This window comes from Myxococcales bacterium (assembly GCA_016716835.1).
Taxonomy (GTDB): domain Bacteria; phylum Myxococcota_A; class Polyangia; order Haliangiales; family Haliangiaceae; genus JADJUW01.
The window spans coordinates 1220529-1242183 of record JADJUW010000001.1 but is presented as its reverse complement, the minus strand read 5'-3'; the positions used below and the strand labels follow the sequence as shown (position 1 = coordinate 1242183).

General features: G+C 64.5%; 19 protein-coding genes, 1 tRNA gene and 1 pseudogene. 16 read left to right on the top strand and 5 right to left on the bottom strand.

Annotation, left to right across the window (positions count from 1 at the left end):
• Window positions 1-4: 4 nt before the first annotated feature.
• Entirely contained in the window at window positions 5-697 is a 693-nt protein-coding gene (locus IPL79_05550) for a 4'-phosphopantetheinyl transferase superfamily protein (GenBank protein MBK9070451.1), read from the top strand.
• 65 nt (window positions 698-762) lie between these two features.
• Window positions 763-835 (top strand) — tRNA-Cys (locus tag IPL79_05545).
• Window positions 836-852: 17 nt separating this feature from the next.
• Here IPL79_05545 and IPL79_05540 read toward each other — a convergent pair.
• A complete protein-coding gene (locus IPL79_05540; protein ID MBK9070450.1) occupies window positions 853-1245 on the bottom strand; it encodes a hypothetical protein in 393 nt (130 codons plus the stop codon).
• Between the two features lie 72 nt (window positions 1246-1317).
• On the opposite strand from IPL79_05540, the gene IPL79_05535 reads away from it, so the two are divergent.
• Genes IPL79_05535 through IPL79_05525 form a run of 3 tightly spaced genes read left to right on the top strand, consistent with a single transcriptional unit; the run spans window position 1318 to window position 3960 of the window.
• Window positions 1318-2496: an aspartate kinase gene (locus IPL79_05535; GenBank protein MBK9070449.1), complete on the top strand. Its 1179-nt coding sequence runs from the start codon at window positions 1318-1320 to the stop codon at window positions 2494-2496.
• Window positions 2497-2503: 7 nt separating this feature from the next.
• A complete protein-coding gene (locus tag IPL79_05530) occupies window positions 2504-3280 on the top strand; it encodes a hypothetical protein (GenBank protein ID MBK9070448.1) in 777 nt (258 codons plus the stop codon).
• Between the two features lie 47 nt (window positions 3281-3327).
• Entirely contained in the window at window positions 3328-3960 is a 633-nt protein-coding gene (locus IPL79_05525; protein MBK9070447.1) for a hypothetical protein, read from the top strand.
• Here IPL79_05525 and tmk read toward each other — a convergent pair.
• Both tmk and IPL79_05515 read right to left on the bottom strand, forming a co-directional pair.
• Complete coding sequence (tmk, locus tag IPL79_05520; protein ID MBK9070446.1) at window positions 3905-4843, bottom strand: dTMP kinase; 939 nt, start codon at window positions 4841-4843, stop codon at window positions 3905-3907. The genes IPL79_05525 and tmk overlap by 56 nt on opposite strands.
• A gap of 1152 nt (window positions 4844-5995) precedes the next feature.
• Window positions 5996-6385 (bottom strand): PilZ domain-containing protein, encoded by a 390-nt coding sequence (locus IPL79_05515; GenBank protein MBK9070445.1) that lies wholly within the window; start codon window positions 6383-6385, stop codon window positions 5996-5998.
• Between the two features lie 118 nt (window positions 6386-6503).
• Here IPL79_05515 and IPL79_05510 point away from each other — a divergent pair, with 118 nt between their 5' ends.
• The 6 genes from IPL79_05510 (at window position 6504) to IPL79_05485 (ending at window position 11859) form a co-directional block, all read left to right on the top strand.
• Window positions 6504-7016, top strand: a complete 513-nt coding sequence (locus IPL79_05510; GenBank protein MBK9070444.1) for a gamma carbonic anhydrase family protein — start codon at window positions 6504-6506, stop codon at window positions 7014-7016.
• Window positions 7017-7159: 143 nt separating this feature from the next.
• The gene (locus IPL79_05505) at window positions 7160-7930 is read left to right on the top strand and encodes a HEAT repeat domain-containing protein (protein MBK9070443.1); all 771 of its coding nucleotides are present in this window, start codon (window positions 7160-7162) and stop codon (window positions 7928-7930) included.
• Complete coding sequence (locus tag IPL79_05500) at window positions 7930-8754, top strand: hypothetical protein (GenBank protein ID MBK9070442.1); 825 nt, start codon at window positions 7930-7932, stop codon at window positions 8752-8754. The genes IPL79_05505 and IPL79_05500 overlap by 1 nt, the downstream gene beginning before the upstream one ends.
• The gene (locus IPL79_05495) at window positions 8747-9385 is read left to right on the top strand and encodes a hypothetical protein (GenBank protein ID MBK9070441.1); all 639 of its coding nucleotides are present in this window, start codon (window positions 8747-8749) and stop codon (window positions 9383-9385) included. Before IPL79_05500 ends, IPL79_05495 begins: the two co-directional genes overlap by 8 nt.
• Before the next feature lie 109 nt (window positions 9386-9494).
• Window positions 9495-10703: a hypothetical protein gene (locus tag IPL79_05490; protein MBK9070440.1), complete on the top strand. Its 1209-nt coding sequence runs from the start codon at window positions 9495-9497 to the stop codon at window positions 10701-10703.
• Window positions 10704-10791: 88 nt separating this feature from the next.
• Window positions 10792-11859, top strand: a complete 1068-nt coding sequence (locus tag IPL79_05485) for a MaoC family dehydratase (GenBank protein MBK9070439.1) — start codon at window positions 10792-10794, stop codon at window positions 11857-11859.
• On the opposite strand, the gene IPL79_05480 is transcribed toward IPL79_05485, so the two are convergent.
• Entirely contained in the window at window positions 11834-12337 is a 504-nt protein-coding gene (locus tag IPL79_05480) for a hypothetical protein (GenBank protein MBK9070438.1), read from the bottom strand. The genes IPL79_05485 and IPL79_05480 overlap by 26 nt on opposite strands.
• Before the next feature lie 58 nt (window positions 12338-12395).
• Here IPL79_05480 and IPL79_05475 point away from each other — a divergent pair, with 58 nt between their 5' ends.
• The 5 genes and pseudogenes from IPL79_05475 (at window position 12396) to IPL79_05455 (ending at window position 20046) form a co-directional block, all read left to right on the top strand.
• The gene (locus IPL79_05475; protein MBK9070437.1) at window positions 12396-13349 is read left to right on the top strand and encodes a hypothetical protein; all 954 of its coding nucleotides are present in this window, start codon (window positions 12396-12398) and stop codon (window positions 13347-13349) included.
• Between the two features lie 5 nt (window positions 13350-13354).
• Entirely contained in the window at window positions 13355-14494 is a 1140-nt protein-coding gene (locus IPL79_05470; GenBank protein ID MBK9070436.1) for a hypothetical protein, read from the top strand.
• Window positions 14495-14649: 155 nt separating this feature from the next.
• Entirely contained in the window at window positions 14650-16215 is a 1566-nt protein-coding gene (locus IPL79_05465) for a hypothetical protein (GenBank protein MBK9070435.1), read from the top strand.
• A gap of 46 nt (window positions 16216-16261) precedes the next feature.
• Window positions 16262-19116 (top strand): annotated as a pseudogene (gene gcvP, locus IPL79_05460) (aminomethyl-transferring glycine dehydrogenase).
• A gap of 42 nt (window positions 19117-19158) precedes the next feature.
• The gene (locus IPL79_05455; GenBank protein ID MBK9070434.1) at window positions 19159-20046 is read left to right on the top strand and encodes a cyclic nucleotide-binding domain-containing protein; all 888 of its coding nucleotides are present in this window, start codon (window positions 19159-19161) and stop codon (window positions 20044-20046) included.
• Between the two features lie 394 nt (window positions 20047-20440).
• Here IPL79_05455 and IPL79_05450 read toward each other — a convergent pair whose 3' ends face one another.
• Window positions 20441-21610 carry a TraB/GumN family protein gene (locus tag IPL79_05450; GenBank protein ID MBK9070433.1) on the bottom strand — a complete coding sequence of 390 codons (1170 nt, stop codon included), beginning with the start codon at window positions 21608-21610 and terminating at the stop codon, window positions 20441-20443.
• Between the last annotated feature and the right edge of the window lie 45 nt (window positions 21611-21655).

The following is a 21655-nucleotide window of genomic DNA, read 5'->3' as shown; positions in this document are numbered from 1 at the left end:
CGTCATGCTGGCGCCGCCGGAGGAAATTGGCGGCGTCATAGCGATCGCTTGCGGGCCAAGCGCTGATGACCTCATGGCCGCGCTGACGCCCGCCGAGCTCGCGGTGGCCGCGGCGATGTCACCGCGGCGCGCGCGCGAATGGGCGCTAGGGCGCAGTTGCCTGCGCCAGGCCGTCCGTGGTCTGGATGCGAGCTTCACCGGCGACCTGTTGATAAATAAGCGCGGGGCGCCACATGTTGCGGACGAGCTTCGGGTCTCGCTCTCACACAAGCACGACGTTGCGGTTGCGTGGGCTCAACGCGCCAACCTTGGGCCAGTCCCGCGTTGGCACCTCGGCATCGATATCGAATTGCTCGCGCCGCCGCGGCAACCAATTGAGGCGCGCGTGCTAACCCCGCGCGAGCGCGCGGCGTTGCCGGTAGAGCCTTGCCAGCGCCTAGTCGCGCTGAAAACGATTTTTGCGCTAAAAGAGGCCGCCTATAAGGCGATCGATCCCTTTGTCGGACGGTATGTCGGCTTCGCAGAGGCCGAGGCGGAGATGATGCCCGATGGCCTATGGCGCGTCACCGTGGCGGCGCACGCGGAGATCAATATTGCCGGCCGGGTGCAGCATCTGCCTGATCACGTCGTCGCGACGGCGTGGGCGTTTATGTCGCTTAGGGTCCAAGCTCCTCAGGCCATCCGGGGCACTTCTTGATTTGGCGCGCTTTCGCAGAGCGCGACATTGCAATTGAGCCGTGCGCGGGTTAAAAAAACGCCTTCGGTGGCATAGCCAAGCTGGTAAGGCAGAAGTCTGCAAAACTTCCACTCCCCGGTTCAAATCCGGGTGCCACCTCTAATTTTGCGCTTACGTTACGTCGGCAGCGGCCACAGGTTCCACCAGAAGTAGGAACCTGCGAGCGCCACCGAGGTAAGGGCCCAGGCGCCCCACAGGCGCTGCGCGGCCGGCGAGGGCGCACCGCGCCGCGCCGAGAACCACACCCACGTTGCGGCAAGGCCCGCGATAAATCCGAGCGTCGCCCACAGCATCATGCCGACGTACAACATCGGCGCAGCGTTGGGCGCTTGGCGGCGCCACGCCCACTGATTTTCATAGGGGAAATAGGTTAGGCGTGGCCATTTGTAGGCGTCACACAGCACATAGCACAACGAAGCGAGGGTTAGCCCAACGCACAGCGCGACGAAGAGGCGCGCGCTCGCGTGCGGTCGCGATGCGTCGGCGGACGGGAGCAGCGAGCCGGACACGCCGTGCAATCTAGCGCATCGGCGACGTCCACGGTAGCGGTGCTACGCGAATGCCGATAAGATTGCGCCGCTATGTTGCCAACCGGAATCGTCGTTCAAAAGTATGGGGGTTCGTCGGTGGCGGACGCCGAGAAAATCAAGCAGGTGGCGCGGCGCATCGCGGCGACCAAGGCCGAGGGCAAGAAAGTCGTGGTCGTGGTGTCGGCGATGGGCAAGACGACCAACCAGCTCATCGAGAAGGCCCGGCAAATCAGCGCCTCGCCGTCGCGTCGCGAGCTCGACATGCTGCTGACGTGCGGCGAACGCGAATCGATGGCGCTGCTCTCGATGGCGGTGGCGGAGCTCGGCCTCGAATGCATCTCGTTTACAGGGTCACAGGCCGGCATCATGACCAACGATCGCCATTCGGGCGCGCGCATCGTTGAGGTGCGGCCGTTTCGCATCGAGGATGAGCTCGATCGCGGCAAGGTGGTGATCGTCGCCGGTTTTCAAGGGGTATCGTACAAGCGCGAGATCACCACGCTGGGACGCGGCGGCTCGGACACGAGCGCGGTCGCATTGGCGGGCGCCTTGCGCGCCGATTATTGCGAAATTTGCTCGGACGTTGACGGCGTCTATTCGGCCGATCCGCGCGTGGTCGACGCCGCAACCTTGCTTGCGGCCATCAGCCATGACGAGATGCTCGAGCTCGCGGCGCAAGGCGCCAAGGTGTTGCATGCCGAAAGCGTCGAGTTTGCGCGGCAATCGGGCATCGCGCTCTACGCGCGCGCCACCAATAAAGTGGGCGGTGGCACGCGCATCGATTTTGCGCCTGACCGCGAGCGCCAGGTTGCGGGCGTGACGGGTCAACGCGCCTTGTTGTCCGTGCGCGCCTCGGGCGGTGCCGCCGTCGAGCACTGTCTACAAATCCTTGAGGCCTCATCCATTCCCTTAACTCACCTCGATCTCGAGGGCAGCGAGCTGCGCTGCTGGTTTACCATCGACGACGTGCCGGATTGGGCGATGGTGCAGACGCGGTTGGCCAACGTGCTCGGCGACAGCGTCGCCTTTGGCGAAGAAGGCGCCGTGACCATGGTTGGTCAGGGCATAGGCAACAGCCCCGCGATCATCAACAAGGCGCGGCAGACGGCGGTCGGGGGCGGCGTGCCGCTCAATGCCGTGAGCGTGTCGCCGTTGCGCATCACGCTGTGGTGCGATCGCGCGCATGTCGATGATCTGGTGCGCGCGCTGCACGCCGCCTTTTGCGAATAAGTGGCACATGGCCGGGACGACTAAGCAAATCACGTGGCGCTCGCCCTCGCGCGTCGCCATCTGGGCCCATCGCGGCGCTTCGAACGCGGCCACCGAAAATACCATCGCCGCCTTTGACCTCGCCCTTGCCGAGGGCGCAGATGGCGTCGAGCTCGACGTTCGCCTCGCGAAGAGCGGCGAGGTTATGGTCTTTCACGACGCGTCCTTGCAGCGCCTAGCGCTTCGCACCGGCGCGATCGAGCACATGCCGTATCGAGAGATCGCGCGGGTCTCGCTGGTGGGCGATCATCGAATTCCTACGCTGGACCAGGCGCTTGAGGCTTGTCGTCATATCGCCGTCAACGTGGAACTCAAGCCGGCGCACAATGTTGCGGCGCTCGCGGCCGCGGTCGTCGGCATCATCGCGCGGCACCCGCGGCTGCGGATCATCGTGTCGAGTTTTTCGTCCCCTGCCTTAGCAGCCGTCGCTAAGCGTGCGCCTCAACTCGCGCTAGCCGTGCTCACCGATCGCGCGGTTTCCTCGGTCACGCTGGCGACGGCGCGTCGGCTCGGCGCGGTGGCAATTCATCCCAACATCGCGACGCTCAGCGAGGGGGCTATCAAGGCGATCCAGCGCGCTGGCCTGGCGGCCAACGTATTTACAGTTGATCATGCCGCAGCGCTGCACCGGCTGGGCGCCTGGCGGCCTGACGGCGTATTTACAAATTGCCCAGGCTCGGCGAGGGCTGTCCTAGGCGGCAGGGCCTCAGCTACGTCCGCCGTGGTCCGAACTGCCCGTGCGTAAAAGCCGGCAAAACTTGCCAGGGCGCCAGGATTTTGTACGCTAGCGCGATGCTGCCACAATCTGGTCAGGTGCTTGCCCCTTGCGCGATGTTGCTGGCAATGGCGGCGGTGGGGGCCTGTGCTGCGCGGCCCACGTCCCCACAGGGACCAGCGATCGACGTGGCGCCGGCTAGGGAACGCGTCTTGCCCACCGAACTTGGCTCGGGGCGAGTTTCATTGCGCGGTGGATCCGTGCCGCGCGAGGCGGTCGTGCGCGTGCTGAGCGCAGGGCCCGCGCTGTTTTTGCGGGCGCATGATGTGTCACCCGTGGCAGACGGCCCGACGCTTGTCGGCTGGCGCTTGATGCGCTTTTTCCCAAGTCGCGAGGCGTCGCCGCTTAGCGATCTCGACATCTTGCCAGGCGACGTCTTGCTGTCGGTCAATGGCACGTTTGTCGAGCGGCCTGAGCACCTCATGGCGATCTGGCAGTCGCTCTATACGGCGCCCGAAATTCGCGCCGTGCTCGCGCGCAATCTCGAGCGCATCGAACTGCACTACCAAATCGTAGACGCGGCGGCTCCCGTGATTTCTCCGGCGCCTGTCGCCCCGTTGGTGCCTACAACGACAACCACCACTACAACGACAACTACTTCCGCGGCGCCGGGAGCAGCGGCGCAACCGCCTGCCAAACCGCGGCCGTAACCTCGTCAAGCGGACGCTCACCATCGAGCATGGCTACGCTTACGCCAGCGTCTTGCGCCCGCGCCATGACCGTTTCGTAATGCCGCTCGACCTCGCGTTGCATGGCGAGGTCATCAAAGAGCTCGTGGCTGCGGCCGGCGGCCAGCCGCCTCGCCGCGGCGACGTCGGCACCGACGCGAACAAAAATCACCAAGTCTGGCGTGGCAGCATGGACGTTGGCCTGCGCAATCCAAGGCTCGTCGACCGTGGTGGCCTGATAGGCGAGCGACGAATAGGTCCATCGATCTGAGACCACGATGGCGCCTTGCGCCAGGGCCGGTGCCACGGTACGCGACCAATGGTCGAGCCTGTCAGCGGCAAACAGCAAGGTAAAGCAGCGCTGATCAATGTCGCCGTGTGGCTGCGCGTGTTCGCCGGCGAGCATGGCGCGCAGCAACGTGCCAATGGGGCCGCGACTGGGCTGGCAGGTAAAGACGCCGTGATGCCCTGCGGCGGTCAGGGCTTCGACGAGGCGATGGGCCTGCGTCGTGGTACCAGCGCCATCAAGGCCTTCGAGCACGATGAGGCGCCCCGTCGCCACCGTGCTCACTTGCGCACTCGCCAACCGAGGACAAAAATGACAAGGCCGACGCCCAGCACGCCGATGCCCGCTAGCAGCATCGCCAAGTTTGGTTTGCCGGTGGCCTTGGCGTACGCCCGCTTGGCAGGCGCAAAGCTTGGATCGAGCTTGATGGCGAGCGCATACTCGTGCTCGCCCGAATTGCCGCTGGCTTCGAGTTCCTTGCCCAGCGCGACGTGATGCGCCGCTTGGTAGCGCGCCACCTTGCTGGCATCCGTCGTGAACGCGGCCGCCTTGGCAAAATAGGTGGCGGCCTGCGGCCATTTCGCCGCCTCCATTTGCCCCTGCGCCGTCGCCGCATAAATGTTCGCCAGCTCCGGTGGCGCCTGCAAGCCGCTGTCTTGGCCCAGCAACGCTTCTAGCTGTTCGGCGGCCTGCAGCGCACCATCTGGCGCCGCGGCTTTTGCTAGCCACGCGTCGACCTCGACCTGAAGCCGAGCGGTACGGGCGGCGTCGAAATGTGCGAACAACCGCTGCGTTAGCGCTTCGGGCGACGCCTTGCTCGGCGTCTCCTCCGCAAACGTTTCTTGGATTGCGCGATGTAGCTCGATCGTCGCCAATTCGCGGTAGGTGAGCCACAGCGGCTGCTTTTGCTTGGTCAGCTTGCCTCCGGGCAGCTTGAGAAATTGCTTGGGCGCGGGGCGCGGCGGGGGGCCAGCGACATAGGCCATCCACGCCTCGCGCGCGGCCTCGCGTACCATCGGGTCGTTGCTATTGGTGAGCTCCCAAATAACTGGTACGGCGTCGCGACTGCCAGAGGTGCCCAGCGCGCGGATTACCGAGGCGCGCAAGGTGGGATCGACCGCCGCCGCCGCGATGGCCTTCTTGGGATCTTGGCGATCGAGGCGCTCGAGCTGATAGCTGGCGTAGCGCGCCATGTCCGCGTTAGCGGCGCTCGTGCCCGCGATCAGCCCGACGAGGCTATAGGGCGCCATGCCGCGCAGCTCGCGGCCAATCTGATCGCGGTAGATCATCGTCTCGGCGGCAAAGCCCATTTCCAGCAGCACCTGCGCCGCGGCCTGTTGTTTGCTTGCGGCGAGCTCACTCATTAACGTGAGGTCGGCGATGATTTCTGGCGCGGCCGGGTCGCTTGAGGTGGCGAGGGCGGCGCGCCAATCGAGCTTGTCGGCGTCTTTGTTTGGCTTGGCGGGAAAGCGGCCCTTTTCGTCGGGCACGATCGCGCCGACGGCGGCGAGCGCGGCGCGGCGCTGGGCTACCGAGAATTGCCGGGCGCGTGCCGGCGAAGGCAGCGACGCGACGTTGCTAGCGGCACTCGCCAACATGCCGGCGAACCCGACCGCGAACATCACTACCCATGCCACCACGCGAGACGCCATGGCTATGCGTGTAGCGGAAGTCGCGCGCCCGTTCAAGTGGCAGCCCCTTGCGCGTGGTCTTTCGCGCTGCCTTTCCCGCCTAGTGAATCGCCGCGTGGCGCGCGCCAAAGCGCAGGGATAGCGAAAAATCGGTAAAGCGAAGGCCCATGGCGCGCACGGCACGCTCGGCGCCAATGTTGATGCAATAGTGGTGCTTGACCTCGGCCAACGCAACCATGTCGCGGTCGTCGTCGCCACCAAAAACGTCGGCGCCTGGATCGCGAAAATGCACCGACATGATGGTGCCAAGCGGAAGCGGCGTTGGCACTTCGACGAGAATGCCCCCGCTGGACACGTTGCGGGCAACGGCCGGCATGTCGCCAAACAGCTCGCTGCTGAGCAAGACCGGAAACAGCTTGTCAAAGCGGATATGCACCCGGCGGTCACTGGCGAGGGCGGGGACCGGCAAAGCGGTGCGATTTGATTTCACGTAAAAATCGTCCCATGGGTGAGGCAATGAAGTCAAAAAACTCACTTTTGCTTACATGTAGGATATCCCCTGGTCTGACCCTCGTCGCTTGACCAATTGTGTTATATAACATGATGACATGATTAAAATATTTGACGGGCGCGCGCCGCAAATCGCGAGCGATGTCTATATCGCCGAAACCGCCGCGGTCATCGGGCAGGTAAGAATTGGTCGCGGTTCGTCGATTTGGTTTGGGGCGGTGCTGCGCGGCGACGTCATGGCGATCGAGATCGGCGAGGAAACGTCGATTCAGGACAACGCGGTGCTACATGTAACCGGCGGCGTGAGCGGCACGATCGTGGGCAACCGCGTTACCGTTGGCCATGGCGCCATCGTGCACGCGTGCACCGTTGGCGACGATTGCATCATCGGCATGGGCAGCGTCTTGCTCGACCGCGCGGTAATAGGCGCACATTGCATCATTGGTGCAGGTGCCGTCGTAACCCCAGGCACGGTGATCCCGCCCGGCAGCTTGGTGGTTGGCTCGCCGGCCCGCGTAAAGCGCGAGGTGACGGCTACGGAGCGGGTGTGGATCCGCGAGAGCGCCGCGCACTACGTCGCGCTTGCCGCGAAATACCGCGAGGCGCCGTGAGGCCGACATGTGGGTCGTAGTACCGTTAAAGTCGCGTGCAAACACAGATGAAGATCGGGAGGCGCCGCGCGTCAGACGTGTTGATGGGTTGGCTTTTTTCGCGTCGTATGTGCCTGCTAGCGGGGTTTTGCGCGATGTGCCTCGTGATGGTGCAGCCCCTCATCGCGCGCGCCGATGTCATCGCTGATCTCGCAGGGCAGCTCGAACATTCGGATTACAAAGTTAGGTTGGCGGCCGTGCTGTCGTTGTCAAAGCTAAATGATTTGCGCGCTTCAACGGCGCTCGTCACCGCGCTGGGCGATCGCGATAAGAGCGTGCGCAGCGCCGCCGCGACCGGCCTTGGCAAGTTGTTGCGGCTGGGCCTCGCCGACGCCGCGAAGGTCGGGGCGATCGCGGCCTTGACCGAGCGCAAGAGCGATCCCGATGCGGGCGTGCGCAAGCAGGTCGAGCGTGCGCTCGCCGCGGTGCCGGTGGCGCAAGGGGCCGGTGGCGGCAGCGTGTTTATCGATATTGGCGAGATGACCACAGGCCCCGAACACAAGGCGATGCGCCCCGCGATGGACAAGTCCGTGCGCGCGGCGTTCGGCAAGACGGCGAGCACATGGGAGCTGGGGGCGGTGGGGGCCAAGCCTGTCAAGCTCAGCAAATCGCAGCGCGGCTTTCACGTCGGCGGCTCGGTCGTCGAGCTCAAATCGCAGCAAAGTGGCAAAACCGCCACGGTCACGTGTAAGGTAAGCATGTTCATCGCCACGTACCCGGAGAAGAGCATGTTTGGTTTTCTCAATGGCAGCGCCAGCGTGCAAGCAGATGCGGGAGACACGGCGGCGGCGAGTGCGGACTGCGTGGTGGCGGTGATGGAGGATCTGGTGACGCGCAAAGTAATACCCACGATAAAAACCAGGAGCGGCCAATAATGGCGGCGCGCACGCATAAGCGGAGCTGGAAGAATTATCTGATTTACCGCGGGTACCAGATTCGCCTCACGGCCTTCATGGTGACGCTCGTAGGGCTGGTTCTTGGCGGGCTCGGCTACTGGGTAAACAAATCGACGCGCCAATCGACGACGGTGGCGATCTTGTCTGCGCAAGGTATGTGTCCGACGCCGACGCCGACGCCGACGCCGACGCCGACGCCCACGCCCACGCCCACCGCGCCGCCTGCGCCGCCTGCGCCGGCCGCGCCATTAGTGCCCGACGCCCCAACGTTGGAGGCACCCCGAGCAGCAGCCCCGGACGCCCGCTCCCAGGTGGTACTGACAGAAAGCTCGATCGAGGTGCTGGAGGCGACCCCAACGGCAGGGTCGGTGCCGGCCGCGATCATTACCCCCGAGCAACATCGCGCCTGCCTTGGCCGGCAAACCGCGCTGATCACCGACCTCAAGACTGGTCAGCGCAACATCTTGCTCGCGCTCGTAGGCGCCTGCGCGTTGCTGCTGGTGCTAATGGCAGGCTATTCGATTGTGATGACGCACAAGGTGGCGGGCCCACTATTTAAGTTGACCGGCCACTTGCGACATTGGTCGGCGGGGACCTACGAAAAGATTTGGGGCCTGCGCAAGGGCGACCAACTCGTCGCGTTGTTCGAGCATTTTCGTGCGGCGCACCGACGCGTCATCGAAGATCAAAAACAGGATCTTGTATTAGCGCGCGAGCTCGCTACGATCACCAGTGATCCGACCGTGCGCCACGAAGTCGACGCGTTGATCGCGGCGCAAGAGGGAGCGCTAAAAGATGTCTGAACCCACGGGTGCTCAGCCCCCGGCGATGCATGCGAGCAAGCCGGTTCGCCGGATGAATTCGCTGCTCATCGATCGAGGCCTGCAATTGCGCTATATCGCGTTTGTCGTCGTGATCGCGGTCGCGGTCGCCACCCTGCTTGGGGGCCTGATCTATCAGCAGGAGCGCCGTGCCAGCGAAGTGATCGACCGCGACATCGCCGAGATGGCGCTCACCGATGCGAGCTACTCGGCGCTTGGTGAACAAAACGCGCCCTTGATGGCCTCGCGAGATCGCGCCCTAGTAATCAAGATGGTCGCCGCCGGCCTTGGGTTGGCGGTCGCGCTTGCGCTGTACGTCTTATTTATCACCCATCGCTTCGCCGGCCCCTTGCACAAAATGGGGGCGTATTTCGAGCAAATCGAGGGGGGCCAGCTGCCACATCTGGCACCGCTGCGGCGTGGTGATTGGTTGCAGGAATTCTATGACGAGCTAAGTCGCGCCATAGAGGCCGAACGTGCGCGCCGGCAGGCATCCCACGCGATGCTGCAGCGCGCCGTCGCTGCCTTGCCAGTTGAGGTCGCGCAGTCGCCGCAAGGCCTTGCGATTGCCGCGCGCGTAGCGGCCGCGGCGCGGCGCGACGAGCCAATTTAGCGCACGCCCGCCGCACGCCCTGGCAACTCCAAACGCCAGGGAACACTGAAAATTTGTCTTGTACTCCCCTAGGTGTAGGCGTTAGATTTCGTGCCGCCGAGGATAAGCTATGCAAACTGACACAACGCCGAATTCGACGCCACCATCGACCACCGACGCCGCCGACGACGACGAGTTTTCGGGGCTCCATGATCTAAAGGAATTGGCCAACTCCGCGCGCGCGCGTTCGCGCCGTGCGACGAGCCAAGGTGATTCCGAAATCGCCTCGCTGGCGTCCACCTCGGCCTCGTTCAAAGCCGTTGCGCTGCCCAACAGCAAGACCGATCTTGGCGTGCAGGTCGTGACGCCAAATACGGTGGCGCTTGCGCCCAAAGGCAGCGTGCCCGCCAAGCCTCCGCTGCGTGCACAAGGCACCAAGGTTGATCAAGTTTTTGTCGCCTCAGCGCCAGTGAGCGACGCAAGCGCCGCCTCGGCCTCGTTCGAATCAATTACGCGGCCCGCCGCCCCGGCACCGGCAACGGCCGAGATGGCGGTGTCGCCTGCGATTAGCTCGTTTGGATCATCGGTGGCGTCAAACCCGCCGACGCGTGCTGCTTCCGGTGGCAACAACAAAAAGTTATGGCTCACGGTTGCTGGCGTTTTCGCCGCGGCAGCGCTCGGTGGCCTCTTGTGGGCTACCATCGGGACCGGCAAAGCGCCCATCGCTGCGACGACCAAGGAAACAACCGTGGCCCAAGCGGTCGCGATCGCAGCGCCTTCCGCGCTTGAGCCTGCCGTGATTCCCGCCGCGGACCCTACAACGGTTGTTCAAGCGCCAGAGCAGCTCATCGATGTTGGGGCCTCGGTGCCAAAGGACAAAGTGGGCAAGCTCGCCGCCAAGACGGCGGCCGCGGAGGTCGTTGCCGCGCCGGCAGCGGTACCAGCGATCGCCCCGAAGGCGGCGACGTCGACGGGTGACAAGTCAATTGATGATCTGCTCAGCGATGCCTCCAGCCGCACCGGCATCGTCGACCGCGAAGCCGAGGCAGAGCAGCGCAAGATCGAGCGCACCGAGCTTTCGCGCTCCGATATTAAGAAGGCGTTTGGCGCCGTCTCGCCCGCCGCGAGCGGTTGCTACAAGAAACACAAGGAAGCTGGCACCGTCGCGGTTCGCGTGACCGTGATGCCATCGGGCAAGGTGACCAAGGTGACCGCGTCGGGTGCCTTTGCGGGCACGCCAACCGGCGATTGCGTGGTTGCGGCGACGCAAGGCGCGAGCTTCCCAGAGTGGGATGGCAGCCAAACCACGTTGAGCTATTCGTTTTTGCTCGGCGAATAAGTCGGCGCCCACTCCGTCGGGCGTGATCTGCGCGCCACAAGTTGCCGCTTCAAACCGCGCGGGCCGCTCTGGTGCGGTATGAAGTGGCATGCAGGCAGGTCGTTTTTTCGAAGATTTTGCCATCGGGCAGGTGTTGCGCCACGCGGTGCCGCGCACCGTGCATGGTGGCGATCTCGCGCTCTATATCGCGCTGACCGGCGATCGGCGCGCGCTGAGCTCTTCGACGGAATTTGCGCAGGGGCTGGGGCTGGTGCGCGAGATGGCGCCCGAGCTGCTGACGTTTCATTTGGTGTTTGGCAAGACGGTCGCCGACATCTCGTATAATGCCGTTGCCAACCTAGGCTATGCGGATGTGCGGTTTCTCGAGCCGGTCTATCCGGGTGATACGCTACAGGCCCAGAGCGAAGTTATCGGCATCAAAGAAACCTCAAGCGGCGCGACGGGCATCGTCTATGTGCGCACGACCGGCAGCAACCAGCGCGGTCAGGTGGTCTTGCAGTTTGTGCGTTGGGTGCTGGTACCCAAACGCGACCCCGCAAGCCCCGCCGCGGTAGCCGTCGTACCTAGTTTGCCCACTGAGGTGGCCGCCGCGCGGATGCCAACGCCAACGTTTAAGCTCGATCGCCTCGGCGATCTCCAGTGGGCGCTTGGTGGCACGCGTTGGTTTGACGACTACGCCGAGGGCGAGGTGATCCGCCACGCCGGCGGGATGACGCTCGATGAGTCCGACCACACCTTCGCAACGCGGCTTTATCAAAACAACGCGCGCGTTCACTTCGATGCGCAGCAGATGGCGACGAGCAAGTTTGGGCGACGGCTGGTGTATGGCGGGCATGTCATTTCCGTGGCGCATGCGTTGTCATGTAGCGGCCTCGAGAACGTGCTCTACATGGCGGCGTGGAACAGCGGCACGCACGTCAATCCGACGTTCGCGGGCGACACGTTGTCGGCGTGGACCGAGGTCCTGCAGGCAACGCCGGTGGCGACGCACGCGGGCGTTGGCGCCTTGCGGTTGCGTCTGTGCGCCGCCAAAAATTGCGCCGACAGCGCCGCCGTACCGGTGGCGCCCCCGCTGGGCAGCGCAACGCCCTACGATCCGCGCATCGTCCTCTCGCTCGACTATTGGGCGATCATGCCGCGACGACCCGGCGCATAAAAAAGAGCAGGGCGCCCAGGGCGATGAGCATTGCCGCCAGCGTGAGTTGCAGCGGGCGTTTGCTCGCCGCGGCGACGCGAAACGGCCCTACGCTGGCCAAGGCGCCTCGGTCACGAGCTGAGGCGGCGATCGGCGAAATCGTGATGGTCGCTGGGCACGCATGCGGCAGCAACGCGCCGAGCTGCGCCCGCACCGCGGCCGTAATGGCCTCGCTCGCCGACGCATCGTTGACCGACAGCATCACCGCAACACGCGCCGAGCACGCAGGCACGGCCCCGGGGAGCCAGGTGAGGTCGGCCTCGTCGCTGGTGATCGCGAGCGAGATGGTTGTGATGCCGGCCATGGTGCCGAGGTGGGTGGTGAGGCGTCGTGCAAGCTCGTCGTCGCGGCGGGCCTGCCCTTGGCCCTGCGATTCCATCGCCTGGCACGCACTCAGCGTTGCCAACACGATCAGGCTCCATCGCAAACCGCGCGCCATTGGCATCAGTGTATGGCAAGTGCGGGGCGCACGGCAGCAATTGTGGCATGATGTGCCGATGACGGCGGTGGAGGCCCTGGCGGCGGCATTGCCGGGCGACGGGGTGTGGCGCCTGCTGCGGTGGCGCCGGGGCCAGCGGCGATCGGCTAGTCACGTCCTGATCGACGTGGCGTGCTCGCCAACGTTGGGCTTGCGACAAGCCCAGCGCGCCTTGGCAACCCGATGGGCGCGCGATCTTCCTGCGATGCTTAGCGAGTGCAACGCGGATGAGCTTGCCTTTGCCGCGCAGCGCATCTTGCCGACCACTCAAATGCACGGCACATCAATTGGCGCCCTGCGATGGGCGCTTTGGTGCGAGCTAACGCGCGCCGATGCAGTGAGCTACCGCGCCGTGCTCGTAGGGCCGCGCGTCGTTGCGCTGCATCCCATGTTGGGCATGGGCTCGCATGATGGCAAGACGGTGGTTACCACGTTGCCTCTCGCGGCTGATCCTGGTTGGACGACGCTCGCCGAGCCCGAGTCGATTGACGAGCTGCGGGCGCGGGCACACGGTCTCATCGGCGTTCGGCTTGGCGGGCGCGGGCGCGATAAGGGCGCATGGGGCGCGCGCGTCGCGGCCATGTTAGGCGTGGTGGAGCGGGGGCACGATGAGCCCGACTGGCGTGGGGACGTCGAAATCAAGACGGTACCCGTGGCGGAAGTCGCCGCGGGCCGCTGGCGTATTGTCGAAGACCCCGCCATCTGCATGGAGGACGGCGCGCCGATGCGCAAGCTCGCGCGCGTGTTGTGGCTTTGTCGCGCAGACCTGCCTGATGGCGATGCCACCATCGTCGCTTGGTATTATCTCGAGGCGACGCCCGACGTTGGGGCGCTTTGCGCGCGCTATCTCCATCTGCGCCCCAAAGGGCCCGCAGGCACGACGCAGCAGGCCCATTACCTCCACAAACAGTTTTTCATCGCGACCGGGCTGCTGACGATGCTGTGTGGCGGCGCGGCGCCACCGGCACCCTGAAGACTGTGCTACAAGGCGGCGTGCGCGTCGACGTCTTGCGTCTCGTTGGCTCGGCCCAGACTAACAAGGTCATGGAGGGTGAGCTGTCGCGGCTCGCCACCAAGGCGCTGGCGCGCCGACCACCAGCGGCAAAGCGCGCGGGCGTCGGCACGCTGCTCTATCCCTTTGCCGACGACCTCGCCCAACTCGCCCTCGGCTATCACCGGACGAGCGCGCGCGTGCTGCGCGATCTATTTCGTCTCGACGCGAAGCGACTTGAGCCGCTTTATGACGAATTGCGCGCCGAGGTCGAGGCCGATGACCGCGCGTGGTGGGGCAGCGCCCGCACCCTCTCGGTTGGGGCGACGCGTACGACGTCGTTTGCGGCGGGCGAACGGCAAATCGTCGGCACGGTAAAGAATGCCATTGTCGATGGCTTGCAAGCGCGCGGCCATAAGCTCGCGATCGATGCCGAGCGCCCCGACCTCTTGCTTTCGGCCCGCGTCGATGACGATGAGCGCCTGGTTGTTTCGCTCGATCTTGGCGGACGTTCGCTGTCTCAGCGCGGCTATCGCGCGCAGGCGGGTGAGGCGCCGTTGCGCGAGCATCTCGCGGCCTCGTTGGTCATGCTCAGTCGCTATGATGCACGCCGCGAGATCTTTTTTGATCCGATGTGCGGCGCCGGTACGATTTGTATCGAGGCGGCGTTAATGGCGACCGCGGCGGCGCGCATGAGCGGCCTACCGCCGCTTTTTCCCGATACCGTGCCGCATATCGTTGGCAATGAGCTCGATGTCGGCGTGCTCGCGAGCGCGCGCAACAACGCCGAGCAGGCGAGGGCGCGTGGCATCGCGTGGCGATGCGGCGATTTTCGCGCGCTGGCGCCGGCCGACGTGATCGCGTTAACTGGCGCCGCCAGCGGTGAGGTTGGCAACACGGGCGTCATCGTCGTCAACCCACCTTATGACGACCGCATGCGCGATGCCGACATCTTCGGGCTATATCAAGATCTTGGCGATTGGGCGGCGCAGTTTGTCGGGTGGCGCATGGCCGTGATCGTCGATCATCCCGACTTTGAACAGGCGTTCGGGCACCCATGGCAGCAGAAAAAGCCACTGGCCAATGGCAATCTCCGCAGCTACTTCTATCTCTACGCGATGGCCTAGGCGAAGCGATCAGGCTGGCCTACATGTAGGGCGGGCGGTATGGCACGCCACGCGCCAGCGCCGCGACGGGCTTACATATGCATGCGGCGAAAATTGACGGATCGTGCGGTGCTCACACACCTTTGAGCCACGTTGGTGCGTATGATCAATTGGCTATGATGGCATTTCGCTTTTTCATCGTAGGAGGGCGGGGGCCGCGGCCGGTGCGCTCGCGGGCCGCCAGTGCCGTCGTCCTGTTGGCCAGCTTGTTGATGGTCACCTCGGCGTGGGCCGAGACCAAGCTGGCGGTGTTGCCCGTCGAGGGCGACAAGCAAGATGAGCTGGTGGTCGAGCTGCGCGACATGCTCGTCGATCACTATACGCTGGCGTCGCAGCGCGAGGTCAGCAAGATCTATGATCTGCTCAAGGGCGATGGGCTCTCCATCGAAGACATGGAAAACATCGCCGCGCGCACGCGCGTGGACTACGTGCTCGATGGCAAGCTCGTGCAGTCGCGTGGCGGGGCCGAGCTGACGCTGTGGGTGCGCGATACCAGCGGGCGGGCGGTGAAAAAGCTATTTGTCACCTACAAGGGCGGGCTCGATGACGCGGCCAAGAAAGAACTAGGTGAGGCGCTACGCGATGCCATTGACAATGTGGGCAAGCCAAGCGGGACGCGCCCGGCGCGCGATCGCGATGAGCCGACGCGCGATCGCGAGCCCGACCCCGATCGCGATGATCGCGATTCTGGGTGGAGCAAAGGCCGCGATCGCGACACCGAGCGCGACCGCCGGTCCGCAGATGATGAAGATGCCGACCGCGAACCGCGGCGCGCGCGCGATCGCGACGACGACAGGGGCGATGACGATAAGCCTCGACGTTCGCGTCGGGACGAGGACGATGATCGGGACGACGATGATAGGGATGACGATCGCGATGACCGCGATGCAAAGGGCCCGTCCAAGCCCCGCACCCCCCGCCAGCTCGAATCGTTCTGGGCCGCCGCGGAATTCTCGGTGCTAAGTCGCTCGCTGAAGTTCACCGGGTTTCGCGATGGGTTTGCCGAACAACCTGGCGGCTATAAGGGCAGCATCGTGCCGGGCGCCAAGGTCGAGTTCGAGGCGTTCCCGCTCGCGTCCCGCGGCGGCGTGGTTGGCGCGCTTGGCGTGTATGGCAACTTCGAGCGCGCGCTCGTGCTCAACGTGCGAAGCAGCCAGGCCGCGGGCACCGATCTTCCGACGACGTTGCAGCAATGGGGCGGCGGCATCGCCCTACGCTTTCGCCTTGGCCGGACGGCCACGGTCCAGCCCAGCGTTGGTTATGCCGCGCGCGATTTTATTGTCGATCGCAGCCCGCTGGGCGACGGCCTTGCCCTCGATTTGCCAGACGTCACGTATCGCTATGTGGACCCCGGGCTCGCCTTTAGCTTTGGCCTCGGCGAGAAGGTCGCCCTTTCGGTAGGTGGACGCTTCTTTTTGGTACTCAAGGCCGGCGACATTCAGACGCCGCAAGAATACGGGCGATCAAAGATCACGGGCGGCCAGGGCGACCTTGCGGTCAACATCGCCGTGACCAAGCGCGTGCTGATTCGGCTGGCCGCCAACGCCGCCTTGCTCGGGTTTGATTTCGAGGCGGGCGCGGAGCAGACCAGCGGCCGTGATGGAGATCTCGCGACCCAAGATGTCGCGGGCGCACGCGATGTTTTTATTTCCGTCGGCGCCGGCGTTGGCCTTCGATTTTAGCGTTCGGGCCCCTGCCAAGTCTGGGCAAACGCAGTAAACCTTGGGGGTGACCACCTCCGAGCGTTTCTCAGCGTTTGTCTCCCGCCATATTGGTCCACGCGTCGCCGATATTGACGCCATGCTCACGACGCTGGGGTATGCCTCGCTGCCGCAGCTCATCGCCGACACGGTGCCACAATCGATTCGCATGGCGCAGCCGCTGGCGACCGGCGATGCGATTTCTGAGAGCGACTTGGTGCATGTGCTGCAGAGCTATGCCGCCGAGAACGAACTCTATCGCTCGTATATCGGGCAGGGCTACTATGCCTGCCACACGCCGGCGGTGATCTTGCGCAACGTCTTGGAAAATCCAGGCTGGTATACGGCCTATACGCCGTATCAGGCCGAGATTTCGCAAGGCCGGCTCGAGGCGCTGGTGAATTATCAGACGCTGGTCGCGGACCTAACCGGGCTGCCGCTGGCCAATGCATCGCTGCTCGATGAGGCCACGGCGGCCGCCGAGGCGCTCAACATGTGCATCGAGGCGCATGATCGCAAGCGGACGCACGTGCTGGTTAGCGATGGCTGCCATCCACAAGTGATCGAGGTAATCAAGACGCGTGCCGAGCCGCTTGCCGTAAAGGTGACGGTGGTGCCGCAGTCCGACCTCGGCGCGGCGGTAACCGATGACGTGGCCGGCGTTTTGTTGGCGTATCCAACCACCACCGGGCGCGTCGATGATTTGCGCGCCATGATTGCGCAGTGCAAGTCGCGCGGCGCGCACGTCGCCGTCGCCACCGATCTGTTGGCCCTCTGCCTGCTCGAGGCCCCGGGCGAAATGGGCGCGGATATCGCGATTGGATCGGCGCAGCGCTTTGGCGTGCCGATGGGGTTTGGCGGGCCACACGCCGCCTTCATGGCGACGCGAGAAGAATTTCGCCGCCAAATGCCGGGGCGCATAATTGGCGTTTCGCGCGACGCGAGCGGTCAACCCGCCTACCGCTTGGCGCTACAAACCCGCGAGCAACACATTCGCCGCGAAAAGGCCACGTCCAACATCTGCACCGCGCAGGTGCTGCTCGCGGTGATGGCCTCTATGTATGCGGTCTATCACGGGCCCGACGGGCTCACCGCCATCGCGCGGCGTACGCATCATTTCGCCGTGGTGCTGGCGGGTGCCCTCAAAGGCGCGGGCTTGCCGGTGGATGGCGGCACGTTTTTTGACACGATCAAGGTTGGCCTTGCGGCGAGCGCGCGTGAGCAAGTTGTCGCGCGGGCGCGCGAGGCAGGGATCAATCTTCGCATCTACCCCGATGGCCTCGGCGTGGCCCTCGATGAGACCACGGTGCTCTCGGACGTTGAGGATGTTGTCGCCGCGTTTACCGGCCGCGAGGCGCCTGACTTGCAACCCATGCTCGCCGCGACCCGCGATCAGCTCGCGCCCGCCGTCGCGCGCCGCAGCGCATTTTTGACCCACCCGACGTTTCATCGCTATCGCAGCGAACACGACATGCTGCGCTACATCAGCCGTCTCGAACGCAAGGACCTCTCGCTCACCACCTCGATGATCGCGCTGGGCTCCTGCACCATGAAACTCAACGCCACCTCAGAAATGTTGCCGGTTACCTGGCCGGAGTTTTCGATGCTGCATCCGTACGCGCCGGCGGGGCAGGCGGCCGGCTATACCGCGCTCTGCACCCAACTCGCGACGTGGCTCAAAGAGATCACCGGGTTTGCGGCAGTGTCGCTTCAGCCAAATTCCGGCGCGCAGGGCGAATACGCGGGCCTCTTGGCTATCCGCGGCTTCCACCTCGCGGCGGGGCAGGGGGACCGCAACGTCTGCCTAATTCCCAACTCGGCGCACGGCACCAATCCCGCCAGCGCCGTCATGGCCGGGATGCATGTGGTGCCCGTCGCGGTCGCAAGTGATGGCACCATCGACATGGCAGACTTCGCCGCCAAAGCCGCCACGCATAGCGCGCGCCTCGCCGCGGTCATGGTGACCTACCCGTCGACGCACGGGGTCTTCGAAGAAAACATCAAAGAGCTATGTGAGCTCGTGCACGGGCATGGCGGCCTGGTCTACATGGACGGTGCCAACATGAACGCGCAGGTCGGGCTGTGTCGGCCCGCCGATATTGGCGCGGACGTGTGCCATCTCAATCTGCACAAGACGTTTTGCATTCCGCATGGGGGCGGCGGCCCAGGCATGGGCCCCATCGGCGTCACCGCGGCGTTGGCGCCCTTCTGCCGCGGCACCCAACCGCGGGCGATGGCGCCGTGGGGCCGGTTTCGGCGGCGCCGCTTGGCTCGGCGTCGATCTTGCCGATTTCATTTTCGTACATCGCGATGATGGGCGGCGATGGCTTGCGCCTCGCCACCGAGGTTGCGATCCTAAACGCCAACTACATGGCGCAGCGGCTGGGCGCGCACTATCCCGTGCTCTATCGCGGCGCCAAGGGCCGCGTCGCGCATGAGTTTATTCTCGATTGTCGCGGCTTAAAAAAATCAGCGGGCATCGAAGCCGAGGACATCGCCAAGCGCCTGATGGATTACGGCTTCCACGCCCCGACCATGTCCTTCCCGGTGCCCGGCACGCTGATGATCGAGCCAACCGAAAGCGAATCCAAGCAAGAGCTCGATCGCTTTTGCGACGCGCTCATCGCGATACGCGGGGAGGTCGCGGCCATCGAAAGTGGACAGGCCGACAAGGCCAATAATCCCCTTAAAATGGCGCCTCACACCGCCGCGGCCGTGACCGCGACGGCGTGGGATCACCCCTACACGCGCGAACAGGCGGCGTATCCTTTGCCCTACTTGCGCGAGCAAAAATACTGGCCAGCGGTCGCGCGAGTCGATAATGCCTACGGCGATCGCAACTTGATGTGCACCTGCCCGCCCATGGCTGACTACGCCGGGTGACCGCGGGCTGCACGGCCGGTGGAATTCGTGTATCGTCCGGTCATGTCGGCGCGCCCCAGCATCAGCGATATCAAGACCATCCCCCTGTTTTCGGGGTTTGGTGACAGCGAGCTCGAAGCCGTGGCCGCCTTGTTTGTGCCTGCCGGGCTGTGGCAAAAGGAAAACACTGCCGACCTCATTTTTGACGTTGGCGAGCCGGCCATGTCGTTTTATCTTTTGACCTCAGGCGAGGTTTTACTCGACCGGCCGGGCGACGACATCTACCGCCTGCGCCCCCCGGCGCTCATTGGCGAGCTTGGCGCGCTGACCAACCTTGGGCGAACGTGTCGGGCCTCGGTCGATGGCGAGGCGACGGTGTGGGCCATGGACGCCGCCAAGCTGCAGGCCTTTTTTCGCGAGCAGCAGGAGATGGGGCTGCGCTTCCTGGTTAATTTGCTTGGGGTGGTCGCCGACAAGGTTCAGCGCGATCAGCGCCGCATGGCCGACATGCGGACCAACCTGGTGCGTACCCAAAAACAGCTCAAAAAACTGCGCGAACTCGTGCTTGATGCGCCAGAAACGCCGCTCTCCGCGCCGGTGCACGACGCGCTCGACGTGCTGATTTCCAACAATCGGCGCATCAACTACCGCGTCGAGCCGCCGCCCGCGCTCGCGGCCAGCTTGCGCACCGAATCGGGCGCGCTTACCGTGCTCGAACTCTCGCGCACACACTTCTCGGTGCAGTGGCCCAAGACGGCGCCGGTGCCGTCGGTCGACGATTGGCTGACGGGTGTGCTCGATCTCGCCGGTGCCGAGATTCCGGTAAGCGGCCGCGTGATCCGTGCCCTATCGCAGCGGGTCACCATCGAGCTCGATTTGCTCATTGAAGAATTTGGCGCCGCCTTCGAAGGCTATCTCACGCGCCTGCAGCTGCTCGACATCCTTGTCTAAGGGTAGTTAGCCAACAGGTCCGCGGCGTGCGAGCACATGCTTCGTCTCAGAGCTACGGCTACTCGCGCTGCTCGTAACGCCTTGCGCTCAGGAGGAAGTGCGAGCCCGCGCCAGGTGCCATCGTGCCTTCGCGAAACGCTCTGATCCGAACATGTCTCGCACACCGCTTCTGCGCGCTACCTTACCGGCAGGTGGCGCACGTTTCTTCCGCGAGCATAGATTGCAGGGCGGTGTGTGTAGCACCGAGGGATGTGGATACCACAGTGGTCACGCGGCGCTCCGGAGGGCCGCTATCTGCGAGCAGGAAGATACGTGCGCCACCTGCCGGTCCACCATCTATCTGCGAGCAGGAAGACACGTGCGCCCACCTGACGGTCAATGCGGACCACCCGCGTTAAAAAACGCCTGCGAGGTAGGACACCATGCCAGGCCAAAATCCAATCGCGGTGCCAAGGCCCGAGGCGACGGCGACGATGAGGATGTGGGTGACGGTATTGCGCCAGAAACCAGCAAACGTAAGAGTATCGTCCGGGATGCGTTCGCAATCGCGGACGGTCGGCTTGCGCACGTACGCTTCCACCAGCCCGACGACCATGGCGGTGCCGAGCAAGGGGTGAATGGCGGCGATGGGGGCCACGACAAAGGCGGTCAGCACCGACAACAGGCGGCCGCCGGCCAACGCCGTGAGCGCGGCGGCGGCGATGGACGTTGGCAGCACCCAGTCCAGGATAGAGCGCGCGGCGGTACCGGCATCCATCATGAAAAACGTTGCGATCATGACCGCCACCAAGAGCCCAGGCACCGCCCACTGCGCGATGCGCCACCACAGCGCGGCCGGGGGAATAATCTCGAGCGCCTCACGGTCGACGGTTTCGTTCATCGCGCGCGTCATGCCCGGCACATGCGCCGCGCCCACCACGGCGACGACTTGCTTATGGCCGACGCTGGCTTCTTTGATCTTGCTGACCATATAGCGATCGCGCTCATCGATGAGCGGGGCCTTGACCTCGGGGAGCGCCTTGGAGAATTCCTCGAGCAGCTCGGAGAGCGCCTTGGTTTCCTTGAGCCGCTCGATCTCCGCGGCGTTGACCTGCCCCTTTTCATCGCCGCCAAAGGTTAGCTCGGCAAGCAGCCGGGACTTGGTCCAAAAGCTGAGGTTGCCCCACGTGCGGCGCAAGGTCGTGTTGACGTCGCGATCGACCAGCGCAACCGTGGCGCCCGCGGCATGCGCGGCCTCCATCGCGCCGATCATCTCGGCGCCTGGCCGCACGCCCAGCTCGGCGCCCATGCGCCGCTGATAGGCCGACAGCGCGAGATGGGACAACAAGAATAACGTCTTGCCATCTTTGATCACCCTAAAGACGTCGAGGTCGCGAAAGGCATTTTCTTTGGCGAGCGCGTCGGCGCGGCCCTGGCAAAGCTCGACGCACACCACGTCGGGGCGGACGGCCTCGATGAGGTCCTTGGCCTCTTGGACGCTTTGCGCTGAGACGTGGGCGGTTCCCAGCAGGTGGATGGTCGTCTCACCAAAGGTTAGCTTGGTGACCGCTGCGGGGTTGCTCATCGCGGCGCAGTCTACGCAATTGCGCCTTAGATGTCACGCCAGCGG

Coding starts and splice junctions, on each gene's coding strand:
- IPL79_05510 (MBK9070444.1), top strand. CDS start 6,504: ATGATTAAAATATTTGACGGGCGCGCGCCGCAAATCGCGAGCGATGTC.
- IPL79_05480 (MBK9070438.1), bottom strand. CDS start 12,337: ATGGCGCGCGGTTTGCGATGGAGCCTGATCGTGTTGGCAACGCTGAGT.
- IPL79_05535 (MBK9070449.1), top strand. CDS start 1,318: ATGTTGCCAACCGGAATCGTCGTTCAAAAGTATGGGGGTTCGTCGGTG.
- IPL79_05455 (MBK9070434.1), top strand. CDS start 19,159: ATGTCGGCGCGCCCCAGCATCAGCGATATCAAGACCATCCCCCTGTTT.
- IPL79_05530 (MBK9070448.1), top strand. CDS start 2,504: ATGGCCGGGACGACTAAGCAAATCACGTGGCGCTCGCCCTCGCGCGTC.
- IPL79_05500 (MBK9070442.1), top strand. CDS start 7,930: ATGGCGGCGCGCACGCATAAGCGGAGCTGGAAGAATTATCTGATTTAC.
- IPL79_05495 (MBK9070441.1), top strand. CDS start 8,747: ATGTCTGAACCCACGGGTGCTCAGCCCCCGGCGATGCATGCGAGCAAG.
- IPL79_05550 (MBK9070451.1), top strand. CDS start 5: ATGCTGGCGCCGCCGGAGGAAATTGGCGGCGTCATAGCGATCGCTTGC.
- IPL79_05475 (MBK9070437.1), top strand. CDS start 12,396: ATGACGGCGGTGGAGGCCCTGGCGGCGGCATTGCCGGGCGACGGGGTG.
- IPL79_05485 (MBK9070439.1), top strand. CDS start 10,792: ATGCAGGCAGGTCGTTTTTTCGAAGATTTTGCCATCGGGCAGGTGTTG.
- IPL79_05490 (MBK9070440.1), top strand. CDS start 9,495: ATGCAAACTGACACAACGCCGAATTCGACGCCACCATCGACCACCGAC.
- tmk (MBK9070446.1), bottom strand. CDS start 4,843: ATGGCCGCAGGCCGCCACCTATTTTGCCAAGGCGGCCGCGTTCACGAC.
- IPL79_05465 (MBK9070435.1), top strand. CDS start 14,650: ATGATGGCATTTCGCTTTTTCATCGTAGGAGGGCGGGGGCCGCGGCCG.
- IPL79_05525 (MBK9070447.1), top strand. CDS start 3,328: ATGCTGCCACAATCTGGTCAGGTGCTTGCCCCTTGCGCGATGTTGCTG.
- IPL79_05450 (MBK9070433.1), bottom strand. CDS start 21,610: ATGAGCAACCCCGCAGCGGTCACCAAGCTAACCTTTGGTGAGACGACC.